A 25,009-nucleotide genomic window follows, 5' to 3' on the forward strand; every position below is an offset into this window, starting at 1 on the left:
GGCGCGGCTTTTTTTCCTGCGGGTCCGTTACGGTTCCTGTTTCAAAATGCGCGCATCGTCGACACGCCGCCAGGCTTCAAATTTCGCGATCTTTCTCGGGCCCGCGCTGGCGTTCCTCGTCGCGCTGCTTGTTGTCCCGATTGCGGTCGACCTCGTTGTCGCTTTCACCGACATGGCGCAAACGGTGACCGTCGACGAATTCACGACCAAACAATTCAAGAAGATCGTGCGCGTCAGCGACGACAGTCTTTTGGGTTTCGAATTGCGCGGCTCCTTCTATCGCGCCCTGACCCTGACGGCGATCTTCGTGTTCTTCACGCTCTCCATATTCAACGTCACCTTCGGGCTCGTGCTGGCGCTGACGACAACGGCGTTGCCGGACCGGCTGGGCGCCTTCTTCAGAGCGGTCTGGCTGCTGCCGCGCATGGCGCCTTCGGTCGTCTATGCGCTGTTGTGGATCTGGGTGATCGACCCGACGGAACGGGGCCTGCTCAACCAGGTCCTCGTCAACCTGTTCGGACTGGAGCCGGTCAACATGAAGCTGGATCACCCGATGACGGTGATCGTTCTTTCCAACGGATTCATCGGCGCTTCCATAGGCATGCTGATCCTGACAAGTTCCATCCGCTCGATCCCGCAGCATCTGTTTTATGCCGCGCGGGCCGACGGGGCCGGCTCGTTATCCATCATCCGGCATGTGGTGATGCCCGCGTTGCGCTGGCCGCTCAGCTACATCACCGTGTTTCAGACCCTCGCGCTGCTGGTGAGCTTTGAGTACATCTTCCTGATCATGGGACCGTCGCGGTCCACGATGACCATGGCGATGCTTGCCTACACCAAAACCCTGGCGCCGAGCATCGGGTCGGGTCTTTATGCCTACGGCGCGGCGATCACGCTGATCCTGATCGTGATCGGCATGGTGATCGCGCTTCTGCTTTACCGGCTCACCAACATGAAGTCGCTGCTTGCGCAGCCGCGCATCGAGGTGCACTGATGAGCGGAGAAGAACGGATGGCGCGCCCGGTGGACCAGCCGGACTGGGAGAGCCTCGCACGGCGGGCGCTCACCATGGCCCGGATCAAGCGCGGTGCCCTGATCGTGTTTTTGACGCTGGTCTCCGTCCCCGTGCTCCTGCCGTTCTTCTGGGTCGTCGTGATTTCCTTTTCGGCGCGCACCGGCGGGGTGGAAACCGCGGTTTTGTGGAAAGCCTGTGGCGTGCTGGCGCCCTGCGTGCTCGGCTACGCGGCTACGCATGTGGTCTTTCCGGCGCCCCGTCAAAGGATGACCGCTGCCCTTGTCGCGGCCGGTGTCGCGGTTGCCGGGCTTGCCCTTCTGGTCGGGAGCGATCTCCATTTCGACAACTACCGCTTCCTTGCCAATCCGAACCTGGTCGAGGACCTGCGCGGCGCGGCGACCGCGGGCGGTCAGTTTCCCTGGGTCTGGGACGCGTTTTTCAATTCGCTCGCGGTGGCGGCGGCCTCCACGTTCACCAAGGTCCTCATCGCGACGCTGGCGGGCTACTATCTCTCCCGGTTTGCCTTTCGAGGCCGGTCGTTCTTTCTGCAGAGCCTGCTGATCCTGGAAGTCTTCCATCCCTGGATGCTGACAATCCCGATCTTTCTGGTGATTTTCTGGGTCGGTCTGCTGAACACGCTTTCCGCGCCAATCCTGGTCCTGACCGTGATCGACATGCCGTTTTTCATCTTCATCATGAAGGGCTTCTTTGACGCGGTTCCCTGGGACATCGAAATGAGCGCCATGACCGACGGCGCCACGCGGCGTCAGGCCTTCTGGCACGTGGTATTGCCTCAGGCCAAGGGCGGCATCATCGCCATTTCCGTCCTCGGCTTCATCCGGGGTTGGGAGGAATATGTCTTCGTGACGGCGCTCAGAACCGGCAATTCCTACTGGGTGATGTCCACCTATCTCTACTATGTCGCGGAAGATGTGATGGGGGTCGACTACGGCCTCGTCGCCGCCGTCAGCGTGTTCTACATGCTGCCAAGCCTGCTTCTTTATCTCTTCCTGCAGAAATATCTCACCCAGTTGACCTTTGGAGGCGTTAAGGGCTGATGGCGCGTGTCGATCTGAAAAATGTCACCAAGGACTGGGGCACGGCGAAGGCAATCGACGATATCAGCCTGTCGCTGGAAAACGGCGAGTTTGCCGCCGTGCTCGGGCCTTCCGGCTGCGGCAAGTCGACCACGCTGTTCATGCTGGCCGGCATCTATCTTCCGACCAGCGGCGACATCCTTTTCGACGGCGCCCGGGTCAACGATGTGGAAGCTCGAGACCGCAACGTGGGCATCGTTTTCCAGTCCTACGCGCTTTATCCGAACATGACTGTCCTGCAGAACATAACGTTCCCGCTCAGGTTCAAGGAGATCTCCAGGGCGGACGCGGAAAGATCCGCGCGCGAGATCGCCGAACTGGTGGAAATCGAAGGCCTTCTGGACCGCCGGCCGAACCAGTTGTCCGGCGGGCAGCAGCAGCGGGTGGCGCTGGCTCGCGCGCTTGTCAAGAAACCGAACCTGCTTCTGCTTGACGAACCGCTTTCCAACCTGGATGCGACCCTGCGGCTTTCCATGCGCACGGAAATCCGCCGCCTGCAGCGCGAACTCGGCGTGACCACCGTTCTTGTGACGCACGACCAGATCGAGGCCATGACCATGGCCGACCGGATCGTGTGCATGAACCAGGGGCGCATCGAGCAGGAGGGCACGCCGGAAGCGCTCTACAGCCGGCCGGAAACGGTCTTTGCCGCGTCATTCATCGGTTCGCCGCCCATGAACCTTCTTGCCGGCGAAGCGTCGGACGGCGGGATCAAAGTCGGCGAGGCGGTTCTGGACACGGCGGGAGACGTGCCACCCGGCGCGGTGAAGGTCGGTATCCGCCCCGAACACATCACGGTCAACGGCGAGGGCGTTCAGGCGGAAATCCTGATAGCCGAGCCGCTCGGGCGCGAAACGCTCTACACGGCCAGGTCGGTGCTTGGAACAACCCGTTTTCTCGAACCGACCTCGGTTCCAAGGTTCAAGGTTGGAGATCAGGTCAGGCTCGGGTTCGAGCCGGAGCACACGATCCTGTTCGACGGAAATCATGACCGGCGTCTGGAAGGCGTGCGCGCTCATGTCTGATACATGGCCGTTGGACCTCATCGAGCGTCGGGTTCGGGAGCTGGAGCCGCCCACCGGGGCATGGCGAAAGGCAGCGCTCCAGGGAGAGCCGAGCGGGACCCGCCATTCGCGCCTTCGTGCCGAAGCCGCTTGCCTGAACACGGTCCGGATCGTTGACGGCGATGCGACTGCAGTTTCCGACGGAGAGCCGCGTGTCGTCGCCTGGAACCTTGAACGCTGCAAGCACGTCGAGGAAGCGGCCGAAGTCCTGCGCAGGGAAAAGGCGGATATCTGTCTCTTGACCGAAATGGACCTTGGCATGGCACGGTCCGGCAATCGGGACACGACGGCTGAACTGGCGGCCCGTCTTGGCATGGGGCATGTGTTCGCGACGGAATTCATCGAGCTCGGACATGGCGACGCGCGCGAGCAATCGGACCACAAAGAAGAGGCGAACCGCCTGGGGCTGCATGGCAACGCGGTGCTGAGCCGTTATCCGATCGGCAAGGCTTTCTGCCTGCCGCTCGGCAATGACGGCTTCTGGTATACGAACGGTGGCGATCAGCCCCGGATCGGTGGCCGGATTGCCGTTGCCGTGCGTCTTTGTTTGCCGAAACCGTTGTGGGTCGTCTCCGTACACTATGAAAGCCGCCTGGGGCCCGACGAGCGGGCAGAGGAAACGCGCCTGCTTCTTTCCCATCTGGAGCGGGTCGCCGGAAAGGAACCTGTGCTCGTTGGCGGCGACTTCAATTGCAAGGGGTTGCATGAGGCGGGTCTGGAAGGCGCGGCGATCCTCCAAAGCTCCGAGGCGGCCGAACCCATGTTTGCGGGTTTCAAGGCGGCGGGTTTCGACTGGCTGTCCTGCAACACGCACGAGACGACGACACGCAACCATCCCTGGTCGACCACTGAAGACAGGCCTCTCAAGAAACTCGACTGGCTGTTCGCCCGTGGGCTTGCCTGCAAGGCGCCGGCTGTGATCGCCGCCGTCGATACCAACGGACGGAACGTCTCCGACCACGAGGCGATCGCTGTAACCCTTGTGATGTAGGAAGGACAGGAAAGGATGCTGTGCCAGAACCCGCTGGTCCGGCCTTGAACGGGGATCCGCTTTTGAGTGCCTGTTTCAAGACTGAACAGGGGGCGATAGGTCAGGGCGCTGGCAGAGCGACGGTGCCGGCTCAGCCGTGAAGACATGCAGCCTCTTTACGTTGAAAGGATGAAAACTGCCCGTAATTTTTGCATGTTGATGTGCCTCAAGGACGTTAAGCTGCATCTTTGGGAGTGTTCGGTCACTGCGTATTTTCGGCTCCAGCCGGTGCGTTGAAGGACCCGCGCAGAGGACGCGAGAGCCGTTCAAGCCGGTTTGAAAACGAGGCAGGTCTCCTGCCTGTGAGGAGGGGTGCATCATGGACAACCGTCATGCCGGGATGAACGGCGGGACACCTCCATCCTGTGTGGCCGCGCCGGTGTCAGACACCGAAATCGCTGAAATCTGCGAAAAATACGGTAACGACAAGCACCGGATGCTGGACATCCTGCGCGAGGTGCAGGACCGCTACCGGTGCATCGCGCCGGCGACCATGGACAAGATCGCCGAAAAAACCGATCTGACGCGGATCGAGGTGGAAGGCGTCGCCAGCTTCTATTCTTTTCTGTCGCTCACACCCAAGGGCCGGGTGACGATCCGTCTTTGCGACGACATCGTCGACCGCTTCGCCGGTCTCGACGCGGTGGCGCATGTCTTCGAGGACGTGCTTGGTATCGGGATTGGCCAGACATCACCGGACGGTGCCTTTTCCCTGGAGTACACGCCCTGCATCGGCATGTGCGACCAGGCGCCCGCGGCCATGGTCAACGACATCGTCCTGACCCGGCTGACACCCGAGAGTGCCCGGTCGGCGGCGGAAGCCCTGAAAGCCGGACAGGCGCCGGAAAAGATCGTCGCCGAACGGTTTCAGGAGTTGACGCCCTATGAGCGTGTCACCCGGATGGTCGACAACAACATCCGTCATGCCGGCGAGATTCTGCTCGGCCCGGTGCCCGAGGATGCGGGGCTGCAAAACGCGGTCAAGATGACCCCCGCGGCGATCTTCACCCAGATCGAGGAAAGCGGCCTGCGCGGCTGCGGCGGCGCCGGGTTCACCACGGGCCGGAAGTGGCGTTTCGCGGCCAGCGAGCGGGCGGAAAAGCATTTCATCATCTGCAATGCCGACGAGGGAGAACCCGGCACCTTCAAGGACCGGGTGCTTCTGACCGAACGGCCGCACCTTCTGATCGAAGGCATGACGATTGCCGCAAGAGCCGTCGGCGCCCGCGAAGGCTTCCTCTATCTGCGCGGGGAATATGTCTATCTCCGGGAGCATCTGGAACAGGTGCTGGAAGACCGCCGCCGGCGCGGCCTGCTCGGCCAGCACATCATGGGCGTCAAGGGGTTCAACTTCGACATCCGCCTGCAACTCGGGGCGGGGGCCTATGTCTGCGGCGAGGAAGGCGCGCTGATCAGCTCCTGCGAAGGCCTGCCCGGCGAACCCAAGACCCGGCCGCCGTTTCCGGTCAATCGGGGCTATCTCGGCTATCCGACGGTGGTCAACAACGTCGAGACCTTCTGCCATGCCGCGCGCATCCTGGACCGGGGCGCGGAATGGTTCCATGCCCAGGGCACGGAAGGGTCGCACGGCACCAAGCTCCTTTCGGTTTGCGGCGATTGCCTGAACCCCGGCATTTACGAGCTGCCATACGGGCACACGGTGCGCGAGGTGCTGGCGATGGTCGGCGGGCTGGAAGCGGCGGCCGTTCAGGTCGGAGGCCCGAGCGGGACGATGATCGCCCGCGACAGCTTCCATCGCAAACTCACCTTCGACGATCTGGCGACCGGCGGGGCGTTCATCGTCTTCGGCGCCGAACGGAACATCCTGGAGATCGTCGAATACTACATGTCGTTCTTCGTGCACGAGAGCTGCGGCTATTGCACGCCCTGCCGGGTCGGCAACGTCTTCCTGCAGAAGGCGATCCAGAAATTCCGCAGCGGTCACGCGAACCCGGAGGACATCGAGTATCTGAAGGAGCTGTCCGGCACGATCATCGAGACCAGCCGCTGCGGTCTCGGCATGACGTCGCCCAATCCGGTCCTGACCACCTTGCGGAATTTCCCGCTGGTCTATTCGGCGGTCATCAAGCCGAGCAAGGACGGCATCCGCGACACCTTCGACATTCAGTCGGCCATCGATGGCGCGCGCAAGATCGCCAAGCGCCGGTCCTACATCTTCGACAAGGATTTCACCCAATGAGCGGGACGAAGAGAGAAACCGGCTTCACCTTCACCATCGACGGCGTCGAGGTGAAGGCCTATGCGGGCATGACGATCATGGAAGCCGCCGACGAGGCGGGCGTCTATATTCCGCGCCTGTGCGATCACGAGGGCCTGCGCCATCAGGGCAGTTGCCGGGTCTGCACGGTGAAGGCGGGCGGGCGTAGCGTTTCGGCCTGCACCCAGCCGGCGGCGCCCGGCCAGGCGGTCGAGAACGAGACCGCGCGGCTCAACAAGATGCGCCGGGACCTGGTGGAGATGCTGTTCCACGAAGGCAACCACCTTTGCCCGATCTGCGAGGCGAGCGGCAATTGCGAGCTGCAGGCGATGGCCTACCGGCTGGACATGACCGAGGCCACCAGGTTTCCCTATCTGGAACCCTGCCGGGCACTCGACGCCTCGCACCCGGATATCGCGCTGGACACCAACCGCTGCATCAGCTGCGGTCGTTGCATCCGCGCGTCGCAGGATGTCGATGGCAAGGGCATCTTCGGCTATGTCGGGCGCGGCATTCACCGCCGGGTGGCCGTCAACGGCGAGAACCTCGCTGATACGGACGCGGAGGTGAGCGATCACGCCATTTCGAAAGAAGTCTGTCCGGTCGGCTGCATCATCCGCAAGCGCGTCGGCTTCGTCACGCCGATCGGCGAACGGGAATTCGACAAGGGCCTGATCGGCCACGAGATCGAGGAGAAGCGCAAATGAGCGAGCTTCCCAAGGCGCGGATCGCCACCGCTTCGCTGGCCGGCTGTTTCGGCTGCCACATGGCGATCCTCGATATCGACGAGCGGCTGATCGAACTCATGAAGCTGGTCGACGTCGACCGGTCGCCGCTGACCGACAAGAAGCAATTCACGCAGCGCTGCGACATCGGCATTATCGAGGGCGGCTGCTGCAACGAGGAAAACGTCCATGTGCTCTACGATTTCCGCCGCAATTGCGACGTCCTGGTCGCGCTCGGCCAATGCGCGATCATGGGCGGTCTTCCCGCGATGAGAAACGCGATCATGCACTCCGACGCGCCGCTTCGCGAATGTCTGGACGAGGCTTATATCACCGGCAAATACATCCGCAACACGACGCATCAGGTGCCGAACGACCCGGCGCTGCCGTTGCTCCTCGACGAGGTCTACCCGTGCAGCCAGGTGGTCGAGATCGACTACCAGATCCCCGGCTGCGCCCCGAGCGGCGACATTATTTTCGACACGCTGGCGAAGCTTCTGACCGGACGGTTCCGGGGCTTCGAGCGCGAGATGATCAAGTTCGACTGAGGCGGGACATTCGAGATGAGCGAACCCAGACTGATTGAAATCTCGCCGGTCACCCGCGTGGAGGGGCACGGCAAGGTGACCATCCACCTCGACGCGGACAACAACGTCGACGAGGCCCGGCTCCATATCGTCGAGTTCCGGGGGTTCGAGCGGTTCATCCGCGGACGGCTGATGTGGGAGGTGCCGGTAATCGTGCAAAGGCTGTGCGGCATCTGCCCGGTCAGCCACCACCTCGCCGCCGCCAAGGCGATGGACATGATCGCGGGCGTGGACCAGCTGACGCCGACGGCGGAAAAGATGCGCCGGTTGATGCATTACGGCCAGGTGATGCAGAGCCACGTGCTGCACTTCTTCCACCTCGCCGCGCCGGATCTCCTGTTCGGCTTCGGCGCGCCGGCGGAAAAGCGCAACATCTTCGAGGTGATCAAGGAACAGCCGGAACTCGGCAAGCGCGCCGTCCTGATGCGCAAATACGGCCAGGAGATCATCGAGGCGACCGCGGGAAAGAAGGTTCACGGCACCGGCGCCATTCCCGGCGGCATCAACCGCAACCTGCCCATCGAGCGGCGGGATCATTTCCTGAGTTCGATCGACGAGATGATCGAATGGTCCCAGGACGCGGTGAAGCTTGCCCGCGATTATACGCTGGAACACGAGGACCTTGTGTCGGAGTTCGGTTCCTTCCCGTCCAACTACATGTCGCTGGTGCGCGAGGGCGACGGCGCGCTGGATCTTTATCACGGCAACCTCAGGGCGCTCAGCTCGACCGGCGACACGGTGTTCGACCAGGTGCCTTACACGAAATACCACGAGCTGATCGTCGAGGACGTGCGCTCCTGGTCCTACATGAAGTTCCCGTTCATCAAGGAGCTCGGTCCGGAAGCGGGCTGGTACCGGGTCGGGCCTCTGGCGCGCATGAACACCGCAAGTTTCATCGACACGCCGCTTGCGGCGGAGGCGCACAAGGAACTGAAGTCGGTCACCGGCGGCTGCCCGAACAATTCGACGCTCGCCAACCACTGGGCGCGCATGATCGAGGTGCTGCATTGCGTGGAGAAGATCCGCGAGCTTCTGAACGACCCGGATCTTCAGGGAACGGACCTGATCGCCAAGGGCGCCCGGCGCGAGGAAGGCATCGGCGTGATCGAGGCGCCGCGCGGCAATCTCATTCACCATTACAAGGTCGACGAGCACGACCAGGTCACCTACTGCAACCTGATCGTCTCGACCACCCACAACAACGAAGGCATGAACCGGGCGGTCAAGGACGTCGCGGTCAAGCATCTGTCGGGCAAGGAACGGATCACGGAGGGCATGCTCAACCATGTCGAAGTGGCCATCCGCGCCTACGACCCGTGCCTCTCCTGCGCCACCCACGCGCTTGGCCAGATGCCGCTCCAGGTCGAGCTCTTCAATGCCGAAGGAGGGTTGGTCGACAGCCGGACGCAATGCGTTTGATCAGGCTACGAACTGCTGGCCGTATTTGCGCTGACCCGTGCGAGAGAAAAGAAAGTCACCTCTCCCAAGGGGAGGGGGCGGGTAGTGATTTGTTTTACGTTTGGGGTGTGACCGCAGGCACATGAGGGACTTGCAATGCTTTTGATCGGCTACGGCAATCCTGGGCGCGGGGACGACGGGCTGGGCCCGGCGTTTTCCGAAAGGCTCGCGGGCCGTTCCCTTCCGGGCCTGGAAGTCGACACAGACTACCAGCTTGTCGCCGAGCATGCGCTGGCGGTGGCCGGTCACGACGTGGTGGTGTTCGCAGATGCGGAGATCGGCGGTGCCGGGGCGTACTCGTTCCGGGAGATTTCCACCGGCCGGCCGGAGGTCCTCGGCAGCCACAGTCTGGTGCCGGAAACCGTGCTGTGTCTTGCCGAAACGCTATACGGCGCTCAACCCCGGGCTTTCGTTCTGGGGATTTCCGGTTACGATTACGGCGAGGTCAAGGAAGGGCTTTCGACGCAGGCGGCGGCCAATCTGGACGAGGCTGAAGCGTTCTTCCTCGCGTGGCTGAAGACAGCCCTTGCGGAACGGGAAACGGGTCATGCATGAAATGTCGCTTTGCGAGAGCATTCTGGATATCCTGAAGGAGCAGGCCGCGCGGGACCGGTTCTCCAGGGTCAAGCGGGTTTCGGTCGATATCGGTCCGCTGTCCTGCGTCGAGCCGGAAGCCCTGCAATTCGGTTTCGACGTGGTGATGAAAGGATCGCTGGCGGAAGGGGCCGCGCTGGTCATTTCCCGGCCGCCGGCCGAGGCGCTGTGCCTGTCCTGCTTCAAGACGGTCCCGGTCAAACAGCGTTTCGATTGCTGTCCGGAATGCGGATCCGAGGCCTTGCAGGTGGTCAGCGGCGACGAGTTGAAGATCCGCGAACTGGAGGTGGTGTGATGTGTACGGTATGCGGCTGCGGCACCGGTCATTCTCACGGACATGATCACGATCATGGTCATAACCACGACGAGGACCATGTCCATTTCGGCGCGGGCGAGGCCGGTGTCTCGGTCCCGGGCGTGAGCCAGAGCCGCCTGATCCAGATTGAAGCCGACATTCTCGGCAAGAACAATTCCTATGCGGACCGGAACCGGGCGCTGCTTGCTGAAAAGGCTGTTCTGGCGCTCAATCTCGTGTCGAGCCCAGGCTCCGGCAAGACCACGCTTCTGGTGGAGACGCTGAACCGGCTTTCCGGGAAAACGTTCGCCTCGGTCATCGAGGGCGATCAGCAGACCTCCAACGACGCGGACCGTATCCGCGCGACCGGCGCGCCGGCCGTGCAGATCAACACCGGCAAGGGCTGTCATCTGGATGCGCATATGGTCGGTCATGCGCTGGAAAAACTGCCGCTGGAGGCCGGAGGCATTGTCTTTATCGAGAATGTCGGCAATCTCGTCTGCCCGGCGGCGTTCGACCTGGGCGAAGCCTACAAGGTCGTGATCCTGTCGGTGACGGAAGGCGAGGACAAGCCGGTCAAATATCCCGACATCTTCGCAGGCGCCGACCTGATGATCCTCAACAAGACCGACCTCCTGCCGCATGTCGACTTCAACGTGGACGAGGCGATCGCCAACGCCCGGCGTGTCAACCGCAAGATCCAGGTCCTGCAGCTGTCCGCACGCACGGGCGCGGGCGTTGACGGCTGGCTGTGCTGGCTTGAGGGCGCACGCGCCATGCAGGCTGCCGGTCTGGCCGCGGAATAGGAGAGCTCGGGGATGTGTCTTGCCATACCGGCCAGGGTGATCTCGCTCGAAAGCGGCGACATGGCGATTGTCGCGCTGGAAGGCATCAAGAAGCCGGTTTCCACCGCCCTGCTGGAGGAGGTCACGGTCGGGGACTATGTGCTGGTTCACGTCGGTTACGCTCTGCACAAGCTCAGCGAAGAGGAGGCGGAACGGACCCTGCAACTGATGGCCGAGGCCGGCGTTCTGGCGGAAGAGCTGGAGGAAATGGCTGGAACTTCGCTGGAGGGAGCGGAGCGGTGAAATACATTACGGAGTTCAGGGACGGCAAACTTGCCCGCAAGCTCGCCCGGGCGATCGAACGGGAAGCCGATCCCGGCCGTCGTTATCACCTGATGGAGTTTTGCGGCGGGCACACCCATGCGATATTCCGCTACGGAGTTCAGGACCTGGTGCCGGAGAACGTCCAATTCGTCCATGGTCCGGGCTGTCCTGTCTGCGTTCTGCCGGTGCGGCGCCTGGATGATGCCGTGGAACTGGCGCTCGGCCACGACGTGATCCTGACGACCTATGGCGACATGATGCGCGTTCCGGGGACGAAGCAGAAGAGCCTGATCAGGGCCAAGGCGGAAGGCGCCGATATCCGCATGGTCTATTCCACCCAGGACGCGCTGAAAATCGCCCGGGATAATCCGGATCGCCAGGTCGTGTTCTTCGCCATCGGCTTCGAGACGACCACCCCGCCGACGGCGGTGGCGATCCTGCAGGCGAGGCACGAGGGCCTGACGAATTTTTCCGTCTTCTGCAACCATGTGCTGACGCCGCCGGCGATCGCCCATATCGTCAATGCACCGGCGGAGCCCGGCGAGACGCCCGTGCGCATCGACGGGTTCCTGGGGCCGTCCCATGTCAGCTCCGTCATCGGTTGGGCGCCTTACGAGCCGGCGGCGCGGGACTTTCAGAAACCGGTGGTGATTGCCGGGTTCGAGCCGCTCGACGTGATGCAGTCGGCGCTGATGCTGATCCGCCAGATCAACGAAGGCCGTCACGAAGTGGAAAACCAGTACACCCGCGTCGTCACCCGTGACGGCAACCGAAAGGCCCAGACGCTGGTTGCCGAGGTGATGGAGGTGCGCGATGCCTTCGAATGGCGCGGGCTCGGTACGGTACCCGAGAGCGCCTTGAAGATCCGCGCGGCATACGAGACGTTCGACGCGGAAAGCCGTTTCGCGCTGACGCCGAAACAATCCCGGGAAGTGAAGTCCTGCGAGTGCCCGGCCATTCTGCGCGGGGTGAAGAAGCCGACCGAATGCCGGCTTTTCGGTACGGTCTGCACGCCTGAGAACCCGATGGGTGCCTGCATGGTTTCTTCGGAAGGCGCCTGCGCGGCCTATTGGACCTATGGGCGCAAGCGTGGTGAAGCGGTCCGGGAAACGGCGGCGTGAGCGGTAAGCCGGGAGCGCCGGAGGCCCGTGCCGGGGCCGTGGACATGACCCACGGCGGTGGCGGCCGCGCCATGGCCGAGCTGATCAGGGACCTGTTCCAGCGGCATCTGAAAAACCCGGCGCTCGATCAGGGACACGACGCGGCGGTTCTCGACGTACCGCCGGGGCGCCTGGTTCTCACCACCGATGCCCATGTGATCTCGCCGCTGTTCTTTCCCGGCGGCGACATTGGCTCGCTGTCGGTTCACGGGACCTTGAACGATGTGGCGATGGCCGGTGCCAGGCCCGTGTCGCTCACGGCCAGTTTCATTCTGGAAGAGGGGTTTCCGCTCGGCGATCTGGAGCGGATTGCGATGTCGATGGCGCGGGCCGCCGAAGAAGCCGGGGTTCCCGTGGTGGCGGGCGACACCAAGGTGGTCGAGCGAGGCAAGGGCGACGGTGTGTTCATTTCCACAGCCGGGCTCGGCGTGCTGCCCGAAGGGGTCGCGATTTCGCCCGCTTCGGCGCGGCCGGGGCAGGCGGTGCTCCTTTCCGGTCCCATCGGCGATCACGGCGTCGCCATTCTGTCCAAACGCGAAAACCTGGAATTCGAGACCGAGATCCGCTCTGACAGTGCCGCGTTGCACGGCCTTGTCGCGAACATGACGGACGCCGTTCCGGGCATCGCCGTTCTGCGCGATCCGACAAGAGGGGGGCTCGCGACGGCGCTCAACGAGATCGCCCAGGTTTCCGGGGTTGGCGTGGTGCTGGAGGAAGACGCCATTCCGCTGCGTCCCGGCGTGGCGGCCGCCTGCGAACTGCTCGGTCTCGATCCGCTTTATGCCGCCAACGAAGGAAAGCTGATCTGCATCTGCGAGGCGTCCGACGCGGATACCCTGCTTGCCGTCATGCGCGCGCATCCGCTCGGGTCTGAGTCGGCGCGGATCGGCTTTGTCGTGGAGGATGCCGGCCATCTGGTGGTGATGCGCACCGGTTTCGGTGGCGAGCGGGTGGTCGACTGGTTGTCGGGCGAGCAGTTGCCCAGGATTTGCTGAAGCGGATGATGATCGAGGCTCTTCGGTCTTACCCGCCCTTTACTTTCAGCTTGCCGCTGTCCTTCTTGTCGGACGTGTCGTTGGTCCAGCTGATGCGCACGTCGAGGCGGGACTGGTCGTCTTCCGTCGTGGCCGTTACCCGCAGGTTCATGAGGCCGTGCGGCTCCAGGGTGATTTCGCCCGTGTCGTCGCCGAACTGCAGTTCGCCCTTGGCGATGCCGCGCTTGATCGCGTCGAGAAGCTTCTGGATCGATTTCTTGTCCTGAAGGGAATGGTGCCGGAACCGGCCTTTACGTTCCATCATCGCGACAGTCCGTGCTGTTTGAGAATGTGAGCGGGGTTGAACAGCTTTGCGTGCGGAAAGTCGCGGCTGATCCCCAGGATGTTGCCGTCAGGATAGATGATCGTTGCTCCCGTGCCGATACCCTCCAGACCTTCCGTGCTTCTGGAATGCCGGTCGAGGGTGATGTCCGCTTCCAGATGCAGGAGACCGTGCTTGGATTTCAGCTCCTGGCCGCTGCGGCGGTTGACATGGCCGTGGACGAGAAGCTTGATGCCGGAAGCATGCAGGTCCTCTACGCCCTTTTCTGTCAGCGGGTGATCTACCGGCCGGTATTTGGTGCGCATCAGGTTGGCGATGGTGCCGGAGTAGAAGACGAAGGGATCCGACTGGCTTTCCCTTTTGAAACGCTCGTTGACGTGCGCAACACCGTGGCTCGAAATCAGGCCGGCCATGTGGTCGTCGATGCCCGCGTGGACAAAGAGCAGGGAGCCGGACTGGTGCGCGGCGCGCATCTCCCTGTAGAACCAGGCGTATTCGCCGGAGCCGCCAACGAGAAGCCCCCGGCATTTCAGGGCGGCGGCATAGAGTTTCCGTGCGGACAGGCCGAAGTCTCCGGCCCACTCCATGAAGGTTTGGGTCTTGCGCCGGAGCCGCTTGATTTCCCGGTCGATCGCCGCTTCGTTCATGTATCGGCGCGCCGCCTTCGGAAATTCGTCTTCCCATTGCTTGCCGGGCATGATCTGGGCCACACAGGTGGCCTCGTCGGGCAGGTTCGCCATATCGCGATCCGTATCCACGTGCCGGTCGTGGATTTCCTTGAGCAGAGGCAGAACCTTCTTGCCCATGCGCACGAACATGTGGGCGTTGAGCGACCCGCGCTTCACCGTCAGAGCCTCAAGGCCGAGAAGCAGGCGCAGATCGTGATTGCCCGCCAGAAGCACGAGGTCGGCGCCTGCGCTGCGCAGGGCGCCGAGGCTGGTAAGCAGATCGAGGTTGCTCGGTCCTTTGTCGATGCAGTCGCCGCCGATAATCACCTGACAATTCCGGCCGAAAGGCGTCAGGTTGAATTGCGTCAGGCCCGGCCCGTGCCGGACGATGGCGCGCGCGGCCACCAGGGAACGGAGAAGGCTTTCGGCATCCGCGTGAAGATCGGAAATGAAGACGACCGGCCGGTCCGGCCAGTCCCAGGGCCCCAGCGCGTTCGCCCGGGCAAGACTGGTGACGAGATCGGGGGCGGACTTGCTGACGATCCGCCTGTCCTCCGGCATCTCCAGCGGCCAGGGTATGCAGCTTACCGGAATGCCGAGTTCACCGGTATGGTCCGGTTCGATCGGCGGCAGGAGCGGGGCCAGCGGCAAGTGGATCGTCATGGTTTCGGGCGTCTCTTCAGTCGATCGCGGTTTCAAGGACGCGACGCTCTTTCCAGGCGCCGCTGTGGTGCGTCCAGATGTCGTTCGCGCCGCGTTTCAGGACGACGGGCTTGGCGTAATGCATGCTGAGGTGGCGAATCTCATCGAAATGGAGAACGCCGAGAAAATGCGCCGCGTGGCGCAGGGAGGCGCCGTGTCCGACGAAGATGCGCGTGTCCGGGCCGGGTGCGCCCGACAGGTCGGCGGTCTTTGAACTGAGGAAGGCCGCGACCCGCTGGCCGGCGTCCATAAGGCTCTCGGCGCCCTGGGCCGGCAATTTGTAATGGCTGTTGGATTTCCAGTTTTCCGGCGGCACTTCATAGCGCGGGTCGTCAATCAGGATCTGCTCGATCTCGGGGATGGTGAGGTTGGCGAAGGCGCCGACACTGCGTTCGGCGAGCGCCTCGTCTTCGGTGACATGAAGGTCTTGCGCGGCCTCTTCAGAGAGGGTCCTGGCCAGCAAGGTCGCGGTTTGCCAGGCGCGTTGCTGGCGGGAACAGCAGATTTCGGCAGAGAGTCTGAAGCCATGGGTCCGGGCCAGGGCCGCAAGCTCGCGGCCGACGTCCAGCGCCTGGGTCTTGCCGGTCTTCGTCAGGGCGAAGGGCTGAAGGGCACTCGGGGTTCCCGGTTTCTGTTGATATTCGCCGTGGCGCACCAGTATCGCGTATCGGTCGGTCATCGCGTTATCCCAATAATTGCGTGCCCGCGTCAAAGAGGGCATCGAAGTCGATCAGGCCGGTAACCTCCCAAACCTGGACGCCCGCCAGGGCGGCCAGATAGGCTTGCGTGTCGAGCGGCGAGCTGTCCCTCCAGAACGTGCCGCCGGCATCTTGATAGAAAGGACCGGGGCTTTTCACGATCGCGGAGAGCAGATCGGGCCGTTCCTTCAACTCCACCTTTTTCAGCTCCGTCGGAGCGTCGCTGTCCCGGGACCAGTTGAGGACCCAGAAATCCGTCAGCCGGGCACTGTGGGAAATCCGGCCCGGTCCGTAGATATCGTCGATGAAGAGATCGTATTTCTCTTCCAGGTGCCAGAGCTCGTCCGGCTCCATGTTGCGCAGTTCCTCCTCGCGCTCCTCGTCGAGGATGCCTGCCAGGCGGGCGTTGGTGACGATGGTGCCCGGATTGATGCGCGGCAGTTTCGGAATGCCCAGAGCAGGCGTTTCGCCGTCCTTGCGGCAGACCAGAAGCCTGTCGTTGGTAACGTATTGCGTGCCGGCGATTTCCATGAGGCGCAGCATGGTCGTCGATTTGCCGCCGCCCGAGAGACCGGAAATCGCCAGTCCCTTTTCAGCTGTCTTCACCGCCGCCGCATGGCAGGCGACCCAGCCCTGTCTCTGGAAGCGATTGAGGATCTGCGTGTTGATGAAGTTGACGACCTGATTGGGATGGGCTTCCGTCGGGCCGAAGGCAACCGCCCACGCGGGCGATTGCAGAAACTGCACGCCGGTGCGTACCTTCAGGACCGTGCGGCCGTTTTCCAGGTCGCAGATCGCATCCTTGCGTCCGGTCTTTCCCGGTTCGCGCGCCCAGTCGGCGTAGTTCACCGTGAAGGGCAGTTCCAGGTCGCCCAGCACGAACACGATCTGATCGGGCGTCGCCGGTGCCGAGATCACGTGTTGGAAGTAGCGTAGCAATTCGGCCAGCAGGCTGTCGGAGGTGCAGCGCACTTCGATCACATAGCCGCCGACCGTCAGATAGACCGGGTCGCATGCACGGGTCGCCTCCGCGGGTGCGAGCGCGTCTGCAATGTCCTGAACGCCGATCCCGGTCATGAGCGCACCTTTCCGATCACATGTTTGGCGTAGAGCGTGGCGGCGTCGATGGATGCCCCTTCGAGTGCGCCCTTGAAGCCGCCGAACGCGGAGACCTCGAAGACGATCGGGCCTTCGTCCGTCAGCCCGACATCCACAGTGGTGAAATCGAGGTCGAACGGCGCCTGCGCGCGCCGGGCCAGGCCGATCAGGTCCTCGTCCGGCTCAAAGGGTTCATATTTGCCGCCGTGGAGGATGGTGGTGTTCCAGCTGTCGGTCTGGGCAACGCGGGCGTAAGTGCCAAGATAGTCTCCACCCAGGAACACCATGCCGAGGTCGCGTCCGGAGAGGTTGACCTTCTTCTGGAGATACATGACCGGGTTGTCCGCCTTGAACGCGGCGATCTTTTTCTTCAGCGCCGCGTCGCCCATGTCCGCGTCCATGAGGGTCATGCCGCGGGCCTTGGTGGAAAAGAGCGGCTTGAAGACGGCGCCGCCGAAGCGGCGCACGGAGTCGAAGGCCTCCGCTTCGTTTTCCGTGACGCAGGTCGCAGGCATCGGTATGCCGGCATTCGACAGGGTGACGGTACAGCTCAGACGGTTGACCAGTCCGAGGATCGATCGGGTTTTGGAAAAGATCCTGACCCCGGAGGCCTCGGCGACGCGCAGCATCTCGAGCCGGTCGAGGGTTGCGGGGCTGTATTCCTGGCTGATTTTCTTGATGACAAGTCCATCGAGCGCGCAAAGGTCTTGAGAACCCGCCATCAGTGACCGGTTTTCCAGATCGAGGGCGATGTCGGCCATGTCGACCACGCAGCGAAAGCCGGTCTCCGCTTCGAGCGCGTCCGCAATGACCTCGGTTGACCATTTGCCGGGAATGCCGACTACTCCGATTTTCAGATCAGTCAACGAAGATCTCCCTCATCTGGAGCCGGAACCGGGCTTCCTTGCCGGGTGGGCAGGCGAGCGCCTGTTCGATCAGGTAACGCGCTCTCATCCACATGCGGCGGGCGTGCAACTTGTCGAAGATGAACCGGGTGGACGTCGCGAAGGAACGGGCCAGACCGAGCGCGAGGCGGAATTCGAAAGTCTCGTCGCCATGTTTGCGGGCGAATGCCCGGGCGGCTTTGTAGAATTCCTGAGAGACCAGCATGATCCGTTGCCGGGTCTCGGTCTCGAGCACATGGAGGCGGTAGTTCGACACCATGAAGACCGATACGTCCTGCACATAGTCCATGTAGCGCGACCGGTGCAGGTCGATGAAATGGATGCGGTTCTCGCCGGGGTCGAAGATGATGTTGTCGACGTTGAAGTCGCCATGGATATAGACCGAGAAAGGCGCCGAGATCTGCGCCTCGCGGGCAGTCGCCTTTTCGATCAGCTTGTCGATGGAGGGCATCGCCACGCCGGAAAAGCTGACATGCGCGTTCCTGAACTCCGGATGGACCCGGCGCACCTCTCCCAGGCGCTTGCCGAGCTGCTGCATGCTGCCGAGTTCGGCCGGTTCCCTGGTCTTGGTCTGTTTCCAGACGTCCCGAAGCGTCTTGGCGAGGCATGTCAGCGCCGAGCCGCACAGCGCGTCGGATTCGTTGAGCACGATCTGCTCGAATGTCAGTCCGGGCAGATGCTCGATCAAAAGGGCCGCGGACTGGTTCCGCTTCTGATAGGACAGGATTTTCGGAGCGAGGCCGGGATAGATCGAGTGCCAGCTCTCCACACCCTCGCGTTCCTCCTTCACCTTGCTCTTCTCTCCGTCCTTGAAGACGGCGGCGACAACTTCAGTCTTTTTGTCCCTGATGGCTGAGATGTTGCTTCCCGATCGGGTTTCGGCGATGGATTCGACCTTCATATCGCCGCCATTGCCCTCGAGGTCCGACATGAGGCTCTGCAACGCGAAATAGCGTTCGAAATTGACTGCCTGACCGATGTTGGAGGAGATCACGGCCTCGCTGATGGACTGGATGGAATCGCCCATGCGCTGGAATTCGCTGGCGACCAGCAGACTGTGGGCGAGATCGGCGGGTTTCGCATCCGGGTCACGCATCGCCTTGGTGTAGATCTTGAACAGCTTGCGATAGTCGGCTTCGATCTTGTCTCGGTGCCGGCCGATTTCGATCGCCAGGTCGCTGTCGTTCCTGAAAAACGCGTCCTCGATCCGGGACACGCCCTGGCGGACACGGCCGATCAGGGCAGGATAGCGCCCCGGGACCAGCGTTTCGAAGGCTTCGATTTTTTCCACGTGCCGCAATGACTGGCGGGCCAGGTTGGAAATGCGCTGGAGATCGGTTGCGATGAATTCCAGGCTGCGGAGGGTCAGGTGCCTGCGCTCGTTCTTCTTCGTGCCGGAGAGCTGACTCAGGCAGGCTGTGTGAATACGCGTCTTGAGATTGTGGGCATATCCCGCGCGATCCATGATCCGGCAGGCCCGTGCCGCTGTGGGCTCCTTGAAGAAGGCTTCCAGCTGAATCAGCTGGCCGTCAATCTCCGCGCACAGAAAATGGAGATTTTCCCGGATGGTTTTCGGCAGGTTAGTCATTATAGGGTCCGAGATAGACTTCAGGGTCCCGCGTACAGCCAAGTGAAAACAGTTTTGTGACATAGGCCGGACGCAGCTGTTGAGCATTGTCGATACTTAGCCAGCATGTCGCGACCTGATGCGGATCCGGGTGCGGTCCGAGCACCGGTTCATAGGCGTCCGGAACGCTGCATTCGAAAACAAAATCAAGCTGATGCTGGCGTTCGCCCTCTTCCGTCTTGAGGCGGTAGACTTCCGCTACGTGCAGAAGCCGAAAAACGTCGACGTCGGCGCCGATTTCTTCCAGACATTCGCGCTTGAGCGTATCGGCAAGCGATTCTCCGGGATCCTGCTTGCCTCCGGGTAGGGTGTAATAGAGGCCTTTTTGCGGATGCCGCTTTTCCTGAACCAGCAATTTGCCACCGCGCAGGATGAACGCACGCGGCGTCGAGCGGATACCGGGCCGAAAGGGGGAGCTTCGGGTGGAAAGGTCTGCCGGAATCGGACTGTCCTCCAGTGTTGCCGCCCGCGGGCCAGCGCGCTCTCCCGAGAGGCCTTTTTCGCATTTGCGGGCCTTTGGCGGCAGTTGCGTGAGTCGCGGGTTTGCCGACTGGTAAAGGCCTATCACATGACGACCGGCGAAGCCTCGCTAAAGAACGGTGCCTGGCGATTTATGCAGGGGTTCGTATCGCACCCGGAGTTGCAGCGGACGCGCCGGCAGCTTTTCCGGCGGGCCTCAGATATCCGGCCGCGATCCCCGGCCTTCGGTCGACGGATCGATTTCATTGCGCAGGGCCTCCAGTTCGCGCATGCGTTCCTGGGCGGTCTCCTGATTTTCCCGGGTCACACCGGCAATCAGGACCTCCGCTATGGCCATAAGGGCAAGCGAGGAATCCCAGGGCGAGGGGACGGCGACGCGCGCGGGCAGAACGAAACTGGCGATCCGGCCGACAGGCGACATCCAGCTGTCCGTGATCAGCGCCACGGTCGCCCCCTGTCTTGCGGCGGCCTCGGCGAAATGGACAAGCTCGGTCTGGTAGCGCCTGATATCGAAGACGACGATGACGTCCTTCGGGCCGATGCCGATGAGTTGATCGAGCCAGTTGCCCTGCTGCCCGGCGACATGATTGACGTTGGCGCGCACGATCCGAAGATGCGCCGCCATATAGCGGGCAAGGCCGTCGGTGAAACGGCCACCGATCAGGTGCAGTGTCTTGCGCTCGTCTGCCAGAAGTTTCGTGAGCGCCGTCAGCTCCCCCTTGGGCAGATGGGCGAAGGTTTCCTCGACATTTTCCAGAAGCTGGCTGACAAGCGGATCGCCTCCGGGCTCGGCGGGCAGCCGGTCGCTGCGGGCAAGCGGCGAATTGAGCTGGCTTTCCAGTTCGCCGCGCAGTTTTTTCTGGAATTCGGCAAAGCCCGGAAAGCCGAGCCTGGCGACAAAGCGCAGAATGGTCGGCGCACTGACGCCGGCGGCCTCCGCGAACTGGGCGACGGTTCCGAGACCCTGCATCGGATAGTTCGCCATCAGAGCATGGGCCGCCCGCTTTTCCGTCGCGGTAAACTCCTCCAGACGGTCTCGGATGTCTTCCAATAGCGGTCGTTCCATGTCCCCAGACCTTTCCAGATCCTTATCGCATCCGCCGGACCGGATTTCATTTGACAGATGCCGTTCTCTTCGTATCAAATATTACAGAACTTAATTGGATCGGCAATCCTGTAACAAATATTACAGAAGCGCAGAACAGGTGTTTCAGGGGGTACGGAATGGGAGCAAGTCACCAGACGTGTGACATGACCCGGGCGGTTGAAGTGGAGAACCCGGAGGGCATGGGGCCTTTCGTCTTTGTCTGCGACCACGCCTCCAATTTCTTTCCGCCTCCCTATGACGTGGCCCTTGGCGTGTCCGAAGGCGACAAGTCTGCTCATATCGCCTGGGACCCGGGTGCGCTCGGTGTCGCGAAGGGGTTGGCGGCAAGCCTTGACGCGCCGCTTGTCTACACCACGGTTTCCAGGTTGATCATCGACTGCAACCGCGAGGAAAACCGGACGGATCTGATCCCTTGCTTGAGTGAGACGACCAGAATCGCGGGCAACGAGAACCTGCCGGCGTCCGAGAAGGCGTTCCGGATCGAGCTGGCGCACCGGCCGTTTCACGATGCGATCGACAAGGTCCTCGACCTGCGCGCGGAGAGCGGCGTGCCGACGGCACTCGTTTCGATCCACACCTACACACCCGTCTATAAAGGCGAGGAGCGCCCCTGGGAGATCGGACTGATCTCGGAAACGGACCGGCGGCTCGCGGACAGTGTGATTGCCGACCTTAAGGACCGCGGCGACCTCACCGTTGGCGACAACGAACCTTACGCGCCTTCCGACGGTGTCTATTACACCGTCCGCCGTCACGGCCAGGACCGGCGGTTGCCGTGCCTGATGATTGAGATCCGCAACGACGAAGTGAAGACCGTGGAGGAAGAGGCGCGCTGGAGCCGGATGTTGACGCCGGTTCTTGAAAAGGCGGTGCAGTCCCTGCTCGCGGCCGGTCCGGGAGGTGTGGATGCCTAGGATCGCGCGGGTTTACGTTCACCTGGTCGACGGCTTCAACCGGGGGCTTGGCAAGATCATCATGTGGGGGATCTTCGTCATGGCGGGCATTCTGCTCTGGTCCGCGATCTCTAAGATGGCCTTCAACCCCTCGCTCTGGACCCTGGAAGTCGCGCAGTTCGCGATGGTCGCCTACTACGTGCTCGGCGGTCCCTATTCGATCCAGCTGAGCTCGAACGTCCGAATGGATCTGTTCTACGCGGAGTGGAGCGCGGAAAAGAAAGCCTGGTTCGATGCCTTTACCGTGTTCTTGCTGCTGTTCTATCTCGGCGTGCTGCTCTACGGGGCTCTGAACTCCATGGCCTATTCGCTCGGGTATTTCGGCAAGGAACCCTTCGCTTTCTACTGGGACCTGATCACCGCTTTCGTCACCGGCGGTCCTGAGGCCGCGGGCGAAAAGCTCGGGTTTATCGAGCGCAGTCCGACCGCGTGGCGGCCCTACTTGTGGCCGGTCAAGCTCGTCATGATCATCGGGTTCTTCCTGATGCTCCTGCAGGCCATTTCCGAATTCCTGAAGGACATTGCAACCATCAGGGGGGAAGCGATCTGATGTCTTATGAGATGATCGCTCTCCTCATGTTCTCGTCGATGATGCTGATGCTCCTGACGGGGCAGCGGGTCTTCGGCGCTATCGGCGGCATTGCCGCCATCGCGGCCCTGGCGCTCTGGGGCACCGGCGGTGGCGATATCCCGTTCTCTGCGGCCATGAAGCTGATGAAGTGGTATCCGCTTCTCACCCTGCCGATGTTCATCTTCATGGGCTACATCCTGTCGGAAACCAAGATCGCCGACGATCTCTACAAGATGTTCCATGTCTGGATGGGACCGGTGAACGGCGGTCTCGCCATCGGTACGATCCTGCTCATGGTCCTGATCTCCGCCATGAACGGCCTGTCGGTCGCGGGCATGGCCATCGGCGCGACCATCGCGCTGCCCGAACTCCTGAAACGCAAATACGACAAGCGCATGGTGACCGGGGTCATTCAGGCGGGTTCTTCGCTGGGCATATTGGTGCCGCCCTCCGTGGTGCTTGTGCTTTACGCCATGATCGCCCGCGCGCCCGTGGGGCAGCTCTGGCTGGCCGGCATCGTGCCGGGCCTGATGATGGCGGGCATGTTCGTGATCTACATTGCCGTCCGCTGCAAGTTCCAGCCTCAGCTTGGGCCGGCCTTGAGCGAGGAGGAACGGGCTGCATCGAAAGACGGGAAATACGGGCTGCTTCTGGCCGGTGTCCTGCCGATCCTGATTTTCGCGGCCATGATGGTGCCCTTCGTCACGGGGTTCACCAGCCTGGTGGAAAGCTCCGTGATCGGCGCTCTGGCCGCGACGATCGCCGCGCTGGTCCGGGGCCGGCTGACGTACGATATTCTCGTCATCTGCATGAAAAACACGCTCGGCATCTCGTGCATGTTCATGTGGATCATCCTGGCGGCGCTCGGCTTCGGGGCGGTCTTTGACGGGCTCGGCGCGGTCAAGGCGATCGAGAACCTCTTCACCGAGCAGCTCGGCCTGTCACCCTGGATGATCCTGATCCTGATGCAGCTTTCCTTCCTGGTCATGGGAACATTTCTGGACGATACGGCCATGCTGGTGATCGTCGCGCCGCTCTATGTGCCGCTCGTCGGCACCCTGGATCTCGGAATGCCCAGGGGAGAGGTGCTGATCTGGTACGGCGTGCTTTACACGATCACGACGCAGATCGCCTACATGACACCGCCGTTCGGTTACAATCTCTTCCTGATGCGGGCGATGGCGCCCAAGGAAATCACCATGCGGGATATCTACGGCTCCATAACGCCGTTTGTTCTGGTGATGGTCGCGGCGCTCGCGCTCGTGATGGTCTTCCCGCAGATCGCGCTCTGGCTGCCGGACCTGGTTTACGGCAGATAGCGGGCGAGGCGGGACAACAACAACACGTCCGGTGAACCGGACTTGGACTGCGGCGACGAAGAACCGATAAATGGACGGGCCGCAAAAACGTACAGTAAAAGGGGAATTTGAGATGACGAATAGACGTGATTTTCTGAAAAAAGCAGGTGTAGGAACCGTTGCCGCTGCCGGCGCGACCACGCTGGCAGCCCCCGCCGTGCACGGCCAGGCGCCGATCAAGTGGCGGCTGCAGACCTATGCCGGCCCGGCTCTTGCCGAACATGTGATCAAGCCGCATATCGACGCCTTCAACAAGGCCGCCAATGGCGAGATGGAGATCGAGCTCTACACCGCCGACCAGCTCGTTCCGACCGGCGAGCTGTTCCGCGCCATGCAGCAGGGCACGATCGACGCAGTGCAGTCCGACGACGACTCGATGGCGTCTCCGACGGAAGTCACCGTGTTCGGCGGCTACTTCCCGTTCGCGTCCCGTTATTCCCTGGACGTGCCGGTTCTTTTCAACCAGTACGGCCTGAAGGAGATCTGGGAAGAGGAATACGCCAAGGTCGGCGTGAAGCACATCTCCGCCGGTTCCTGGGATCCGTGCCACTTCGCCACCAAGGATCCGATCCGCTCGCTGAAGGACCTGGAAGGCAAGCGCGTCTTCACCTTCCCGACGGCCGGCCGCTTCATGAGCCAGTTCGGTGTCGTTCCGGTCACCCTGCCGTGGGAAGACATCGAGGTCGCCGTTCAGACCGGTGAACTCGACGGCATCGCCTGGTCCGGCATCACCGAGGACTACACCGTCGGCTGGGCGGATGTGACCAACTACTTCCTGACCAACAACATCTCCGGTGCCTGGGCGGGATCCTTCTTCGCCAACCAGGAACGCTGGAACGAGCTGCCCGATCACCTGAAGACGATGCTGCAGCTCGCCATGGACGCGTCGCACTACTATCGCCAGTGGTGGTACTGGGGCGGCGAAGCCAACCTGCGCGTCAACGGCACCAAGATGGAACTGACCTCCATCCCGGATGCGGAATGGGCCACTGTCGAGGAAGCCGCGATGGCGTTCTGGGACGAGATCGCCGCGGAATCGCCGACCAAGGCGAAGGTCGTCGAGATCTTCAAGAAGTATAACCAGGACATGCAGAAGGCCGGACGGCCTTACCGCTACTCCTGATACATGACAGCGCCGGCCCGGGGTGTCCCCCGGGCCGGAAATTCCGACA

26 protein-coding genes are annotated in these 25,009 nt (G+C 62.3%); 18 read left to right on the plus strand and 8 right to left on the minus strand.

What is annotated here, in order from left to right:
* The first annotated feature begins 46 nt into the window (after window positions 1–46).
* The 14 genes from JF539_RS16020 to hypE all read left to right on the plus strand — a co-directional run bounded on the left by JF539_RS16020 (window position 47) and on the right by hypE (window position 13,347).
* Window positions 47–994 (plus strand): carbohydrate ABC transporter permease, encoded by a 948-nt coding sequence (locus tag JF539_RS16020; protein WP_207141709.1) that lies wholly within the window; start codon window positions 47–49, stop codon window positions 992–994.
* Complete coding sequence (locus JF539_RS16025; RefSeq protein WP_207141710.1) at window positions 994–2,073, plus strand: carbohydrate ABC transporter permease; 1,080 nt, start codon at window positions 994–996, stop codon at window positions 2,071–2,073. Before JF539_RS16020 ends, JF539_RS16025 begins: the two co-directional genes overlap by 1 nt.
* Window positions 2,073–3,137: an ABC transporter ATP-binding protein gene (locus tag JF539_RS16030; protein WP_207141711.1), complete on the plus strand. Its 1,065-nt coding sequence runs from the start codon at window positions 2,073–2,075 to the stop codon at window positions 3,135–3,137. Before JF539_RS16025 ends, JF539_RS16030 begins: the two co-directional genes overlap by 1 nt.
* Window positions 3,130–4,167, plus strand: coding sequence for an endonuclease/exonuclease/phosphatase family protein (locus JF539_RS16035; RefSeq protein ID WP_207141712.1), 1,038 nt, complete (start codon window positions 3,130–3,132; stop codon window positions 4,165–4,167). Before JF539_RS16030 ends, JF539_RS16035 begins: the two co-directional genes overlap by 8 nt.
* Window positions 4,168–4,525: 358 nt before the next feature.
* Window positions 4,526–6,406, plus strand: a complete 1,881-nt coding sequence (locus JF539_RS16040; protein WP_207141713.1) for an NAD(P)H-dependent oxidoreductase subunit E — start codon at window positions 4,526–4,528, stop codon at window positions 6,404–6,406.
* Complete coding sequence (locus tag JF539_RS16045; protein WP_207141714.1) at window positions 6,403–7,131, plus strand: 2Fe-2S iron-sulfur cluster-binding protein; 729 nt, start codon at window positions 6,403–6,405, stop codon at window positions 7,129–7,131. The genes JF539_RS16040 and JF539_RS16045 overlap by 4 nt, the downstream gene beginning before the upstream one ends.
* Window positions 7,128–7,697, plus strand: coding sequence for an NADP oxidoreductase (locus JF539_RS16050; RefSeq protein ID WP_207141715.1), 570 nt, complete (start codon window positions 7,128–7,130; stop codon window positions 7,695–7,697). The genes JF539_RS16045 and JF539_RS16050 overlap by 4 nt, the downstream gene beginning before the upstream one ends.
* Before the next feature lie 15 nt (window positions 7,698–7,712).
* Entirely contained in the window at window positions 7,713–9,155 is a 1,443-nt protein-coding gene (locus JF539_RS16055) for a Ni/Fe hydrogenase subunit alpha (RefSeq protein WP_207141716.1), read from the plus strand.
* A gap of 135 nt (window positions 9,156–9,290) precedes the next feature.
* Window positions 9,291–9,749 carry a hydrogenase maturation protease gene (locus JF539_RS16060; RefSeq protein WP_207141717.1) on the plus strand — a complete coding sequence of 153 codons (459 nt, stop codon included), beginning with the start codon at window positions 9,291–9,293 and terminating at the stop codon, window positions 9,747–9,749.
* Window positions 9,742–10,083 carry a hydrogenase maturation nickel metallochaperone HypA gene (gene hypA, locus JF539_RS16065; RefSeq protein WP_207141718.1) on the plus strand — a complete coding sequence of 114 codons (342 nt, stop codon included), beginning with the start codon at window positions 9,742–9,744 and terminating at the stop codon, window positions 10,081–10,083. Before JF539_RS16060 ends, hypA begins: the two co-directional genes overlap by 8 nt.
* On the plus strand, window positions 10,083–10,889 hold the full coding sequence (gene hypB, locus JF539_RS16070) for a hydrogenase nickel incorporation protein HypB (protein ID WP_207141719.1): 807 nt from the start codon (window positions 10,083–10,085) through the stop codon (window positions 10,887–10,889). Before hypA ends, hypB begins: the two co-directional genes overlap by 1 nt.
* A 12-nt stretch (window positions 10,890–10,901) precedes the next feature.
* On the plus strand, window positions 10,902–11,171 hold the full coding sequence (locus tag JF539_RS16075; protein WP_207141720.1) for a HypC/HybG/HupF family hydrogenase formation chaperone: 270 nt from the start codon (window positions 10,902–10,904) through the stop codon (window positions 11,169–11,171).
* Window positions 11,168–12,313, plus strand: a complete 1,146-nt coding sequence (gene hypD, locus JF539_RS16080; RefSeq protein WP_207141721.1) for a hydrogenase formation protein HypD — start codon at window positions 11,168–11,170, stop codon at window positions 12,311–12,313. The genes JF539_RS16075 and hypD overlap by 4 nt, the downstream gene beginning before the upstream one ends.
* 44 nt (window positions 12,314–12,357) lie before the next feature.
* Window positions 12,358–13,347: a hydrogenase expression/formation protein HypE gene (gene hypE / locus JF539_RS16085; protein ID WP_207142035.1), complete on the plus strand. Its 990-nt coding sequence runs from the start codon at window positions 12,358–12,360 to the stop codon at window positions 13,345–13,347.
* Between the two features lie 28 nt (window positions 13,348–13,375).
* On the opposite strand, the gene JF539_RS16090 is transcribed toward hypE, so the two are convergent.
* From JF539_RS16090 to JF539_RS16125, 8 genes are all read right to left on the minus strand, one after another.
* Window positions 13,376–13,651, minus strand: a complete 276-nt coding sequence (locus JF539_RS16090; RefSeq protein ID WP_207141722.1) for an amphi-Trp domain-containing protein — start codon at window positions 13,649–13,651, stop codon at window positions 13,376–13,378.
* Entirely contained in the window at window positions 13,648–15,000 is a 1,353-nt protein-coding gene (locus JF539_RS16095; protein ID WP_207141723.1) for a metallophosphoesterase family protein, read from the minus strand. The genes JF539_RS16090 and JF539_RS16095 overlap by 4 nt, the downstream gene beginning before the upstream one ends.
* Before the next feature lie 16 nt (window positions 15,001–15,016).
* Complete coding sequence (locus tag JF539_RS16100) at window positions 15,017–15,718, minus strand: histidine phosphatase family protein (RefSeq protein ID WP_207141724.1); 702 nt, start codon at window positions 15,716–15,718, stop codon at window positions 15,017–15,019.
* Between the two features lie 4 nt (window positions 15,719–15,722).
* A complete protein-coding gene (locus JF539_RS16105; RefSeq protein ID WP_207141725.1) occupies window positions 15,723–16,814 on the minus strand; it encodes an HprK-related kinase B in 1,092 nt (363 codons plus the stop codon).
* On the minus strand, window positions 16,811–17,701 hold the full coding sequence (locus JF539_RS16110) for a GAK system ATP-grasp enzyme (protein ID WP_207141726.1): 891 nt from the start codon (window positions 17,699–17,701) through the stop codon (window positions 16,811–16,813). Before JF539_RS16110 ends, JF539_RS16105 begins: the two co-directional genes overlap by 4 nt.
* Entirely contained in the window at window positions 17,694–19,328 is a 1,635-nt protein-coding gene (locus JF539_RS16115) for a phosphotransferase (RefSeq protein ID WP_207141727.1), read from the minus strand. The genes JF539_RS16110 and JF539_RS16115 overlap by 8 nt, the downstream gene beginning before the upstream one ends.
* A complete protein-coding gene (locus JF539_RS16120; protein WP_268957568.1) occupies window positions 19,321–19,824 on the minus strand; it encodes an NUDIX domain-containing protein in 504 nt (167 codons plus the stop codon). The genes JF539_RS16115 and JF539_RS16120 overlap by 8 nt, the downstream gene beginning before the upstream one ends.
* Before the next feature lie 219 nt (window positions 19,825–20,043).
* Window positions 20,044–20,913: a MurR/RpiR family transcriptional regulator gene (locus JF539_RS16125; RefSeq protein WP_207141728.1), complete on the minus strand. Its 870-nt coding sequence runs from the start codon at window positions 20,911–20,913 to the stop codon at window positions 20,044–20,046.
* A gap of 185 nt (window positions 20,914–21,098) precedes the next feature.
* Between JF539_RS16125 and JF539_RS16130 the strand changes: the two genes are divergently transcribed.
* The 4 genes from JF539_RS16130 (at window position 21,099) to JF539_RS16145 (ending at window position 24,960) form a co-directional block, all read left to right on the plus strand.
* Window positions 21,099–21,869: an N-formylglutamate amidohydrolase gene (locus JF539_RS16130; protein ID WP_207141729.1), complete on the plus strand. Its 771-nt coding sequence runs from the start codon at window positions 21,099–21,101 to the stop codon at window positions 21,867–21,869.
* Window positions 21,862–22,458, plus strand: coding sequence for a TRAP transporter small permease subunit (locus JF539_RS16135; RefSeq protein ID WP_207141730.1), 597 nt, complete (start codon window positions 21,862–21,864; stop codon window positions 22,456–22,458). Before JF539_RS16130 ends, JF539_RS16135 begins: the two co-directional genes overlap by 8 nt.
* Window positions 22,458–23,798: a TRAP transporter large permease gene (locus JF539_RS16140; protein ID WP_207141731.1), complete on the plus strand. Its 1,341-nt coding sequence runs from the start codon at window positions 22,458–22,460 to the stop codon at window positions 23,796–23,798. The genes JF539_RS16135 and JF539_RS16140 overlap by 1 nt, the downstream gene beginning before the upstream one ends.
* A gap of 112 nt (window positions 23,799–23,910) precedes the next feature.
* Window positions 23,911–24,960, plus strand: a complete 1,050-nt coding sequence (locus JF539_RS16145) for a TRAP transporter substrate-binding protein (protein ID WP_207141732.1) — start codon at window positions 23,911–23,913, stop codon at window positions 24,958–24,960.
* Window positions 24,961–25,009 lie beyond the last annotated feature (49 nt).

The sequence above is a fragment of the Roseibium aggregatum genome, assembly GCF_017309185.1.
GTDB lineage: Bacteria > Pseudomonadota > Alphaproteobacteria > Rhizobiales > Stappiaceae > Roseibium > Roseibium aggregatum_B.

What these genes read in the sequence shown, in the direction of transcription:
- JF539_RS16020 (WP_207141709.1), top strand. Translation starts at nt 47, where the DNA reads ATGCGCGCATCGTCGACACGCCGCCAGGCTTCAAATTTCGCGATCTTT.
- JF539_RS16025 (WP_207141710.1), top strand. Translation starts at nt 994, where the DNA reads ATGAGCGGAGAAGAACGGATGGCGCGCCCGGTGGACCAGCCGGACTGG.
- JF539_RS16030 (WP_207141711.1), top strand. Translation starts at nt 2,073, where the DNA reads ATGGCGCGTGTCGATCTGAAAAATGTCACCAAGGACTGGGGCACGGCG.
- JF539_RS16035 (WP_207141712.1), top strand. Translation starts at nt 3,130, where the DNA reads ATGTCTGATACATGGCCGTTGGACCTCATCGAGCGTCGGGTTCGGGAG.
- JF539_RS16040 (WP_207141713.1), top strand. Translation starts at nt 4,526, where the DNA reads ATGGACAACCGTCATGCCGGGATGAACGGCGGGACACCTCCATCCTGT.
- JF539_RS16045 (WP_207141714.1), top strand. Translation starts at nt 6,403, where the DNA reads ATGAGCGGGACGAAGAGAGAAACCGGCTTCACCTTCACCATCGACGGC.
- JF539_RS16050 (WP_207141715.1), top strand. Translation starts at nt 7,128, where the DNA reads ATGAGCGAGCTTCCCAAGGCGCGGATCGCCACCGCTTCGCTGGCCGGC.
- JF539_RS16055 (WP_207141716.1), top strand. Translation starts at nt 7,713, where the DNA reads ATGAGCGAACCCAGACTGATTGAAATCTCGCCGGTCACCCGCGTGGAG.
- JF539_RS16060 (WP_207141717.1), top strand. Translation starts at nt 9,291, where the DNA reads ATGCTTTTGATCGGCTACGGCAATCCTGGGCGCGGGGACGACGGGCTG.
- hypA (WP_207141718.1), top strand. Translation starts at nt 9,742, where the DNA reads ATGCATGAAATGTCGCTTTGCGAGAGCATTCTGGATATCCTGAAGGAG.
- hypB (WP_207141719.1), top strand. Translation starts at nt 10,083, where the DNA reads ATGTGTACGGTATGCGGCTGCGGCACCGGTCATTCTCACGGACATGAT.
- JF539_RS16075 (WP_207141720.1), top strand. Translation starts at nt 10,902, where the DNA reads ATGTGTCTTGCCATACCGGCCAGGGTGATCTCGCTCGAAAGCGGCGAC.
- hypE (WP_207142035.1), top strand. Translation starts at nt 12,358, where the DNA reads ATGACCCACGGCGGTGGCGGCCGCGCCATGGCCGAGCTGATCAGGGAC.
- JF539_RS16090 (WP_207141722.1), bottom strand. Translation starts at nt 13,651, where the DNA reads ATGATGGAACGTAAAGGCCGGTTCCGGCACCATTCCCTTCAGGACAAG.
- JF539_RS16095 (WP_207141723.1), bottom strand. Translation starts at nt 15,000, where the DNA reads ATGACGATCCACTTGCCGCTGGCCCCGCTCCTGCCGCCGATCGAACCG.
- JF539_RS16100 (WP_207141724.1), bottom strand. Translation starts at nt 15,718, where the DNA reads ATGACCGACCGATACGCGATACTGGTGCGCCACGGCGAATATCAACAG.
- JF539_RS16105 (WP_207141725.1), bottom strand. Translation starts at nt 16,814, where the DNA reads ATGACCGGGATCGGCGTTCAGGACATTGCAGACGCGCTCGCACCCGCG.
- JF539_RS16115 (WP_207141727.1), bottom strand. Translation starts at nt 19,328, where the DNA reads ATGACTAACCTGCCGAAAACCATCCGGGAAAATCTCCATTTTCTGTGC.
- JF539_RS16125 (WP_207141728.1), bottom strand. Translation starts at nt 20,913, where the DNA reads ATGGAACGACCGCTATTGGAAGACATCCGAGACCGTCTGGAGGAGTTT.
- JF539_RS16130 (WP_207141729.1), top strand. Translation starts at nt 21,099, where the DNA reads ATGACCCGGGCGGTTGAAGTGGAGAACCCGGAGGGCATGGGGCCTTTC.
- JF539_RS16135 (WP_207141730.1), top strand. Translation starts at nt 21,862, where the DNA reads ATGCCTAGGATCGCGCGGGTTTACGTTCACCTGGTCGACGGCTTCAAC.
- JF539_RS16140 (WP_207141731.1), top strand. Translation starts at nt 22,458, where the DNA reads ATGTCTTATGAGATGATCGCTCTCCTCATGTTCTCGTCGATGATGCTG.
- JF539_RS16145 (WP_207141732.1), top strand. Translation starts at nt 23,911, where the DNA reads ATGACGAATAGACGTGATTTTCTGAAAAAAGCAGGTGTAGGAACCGTT.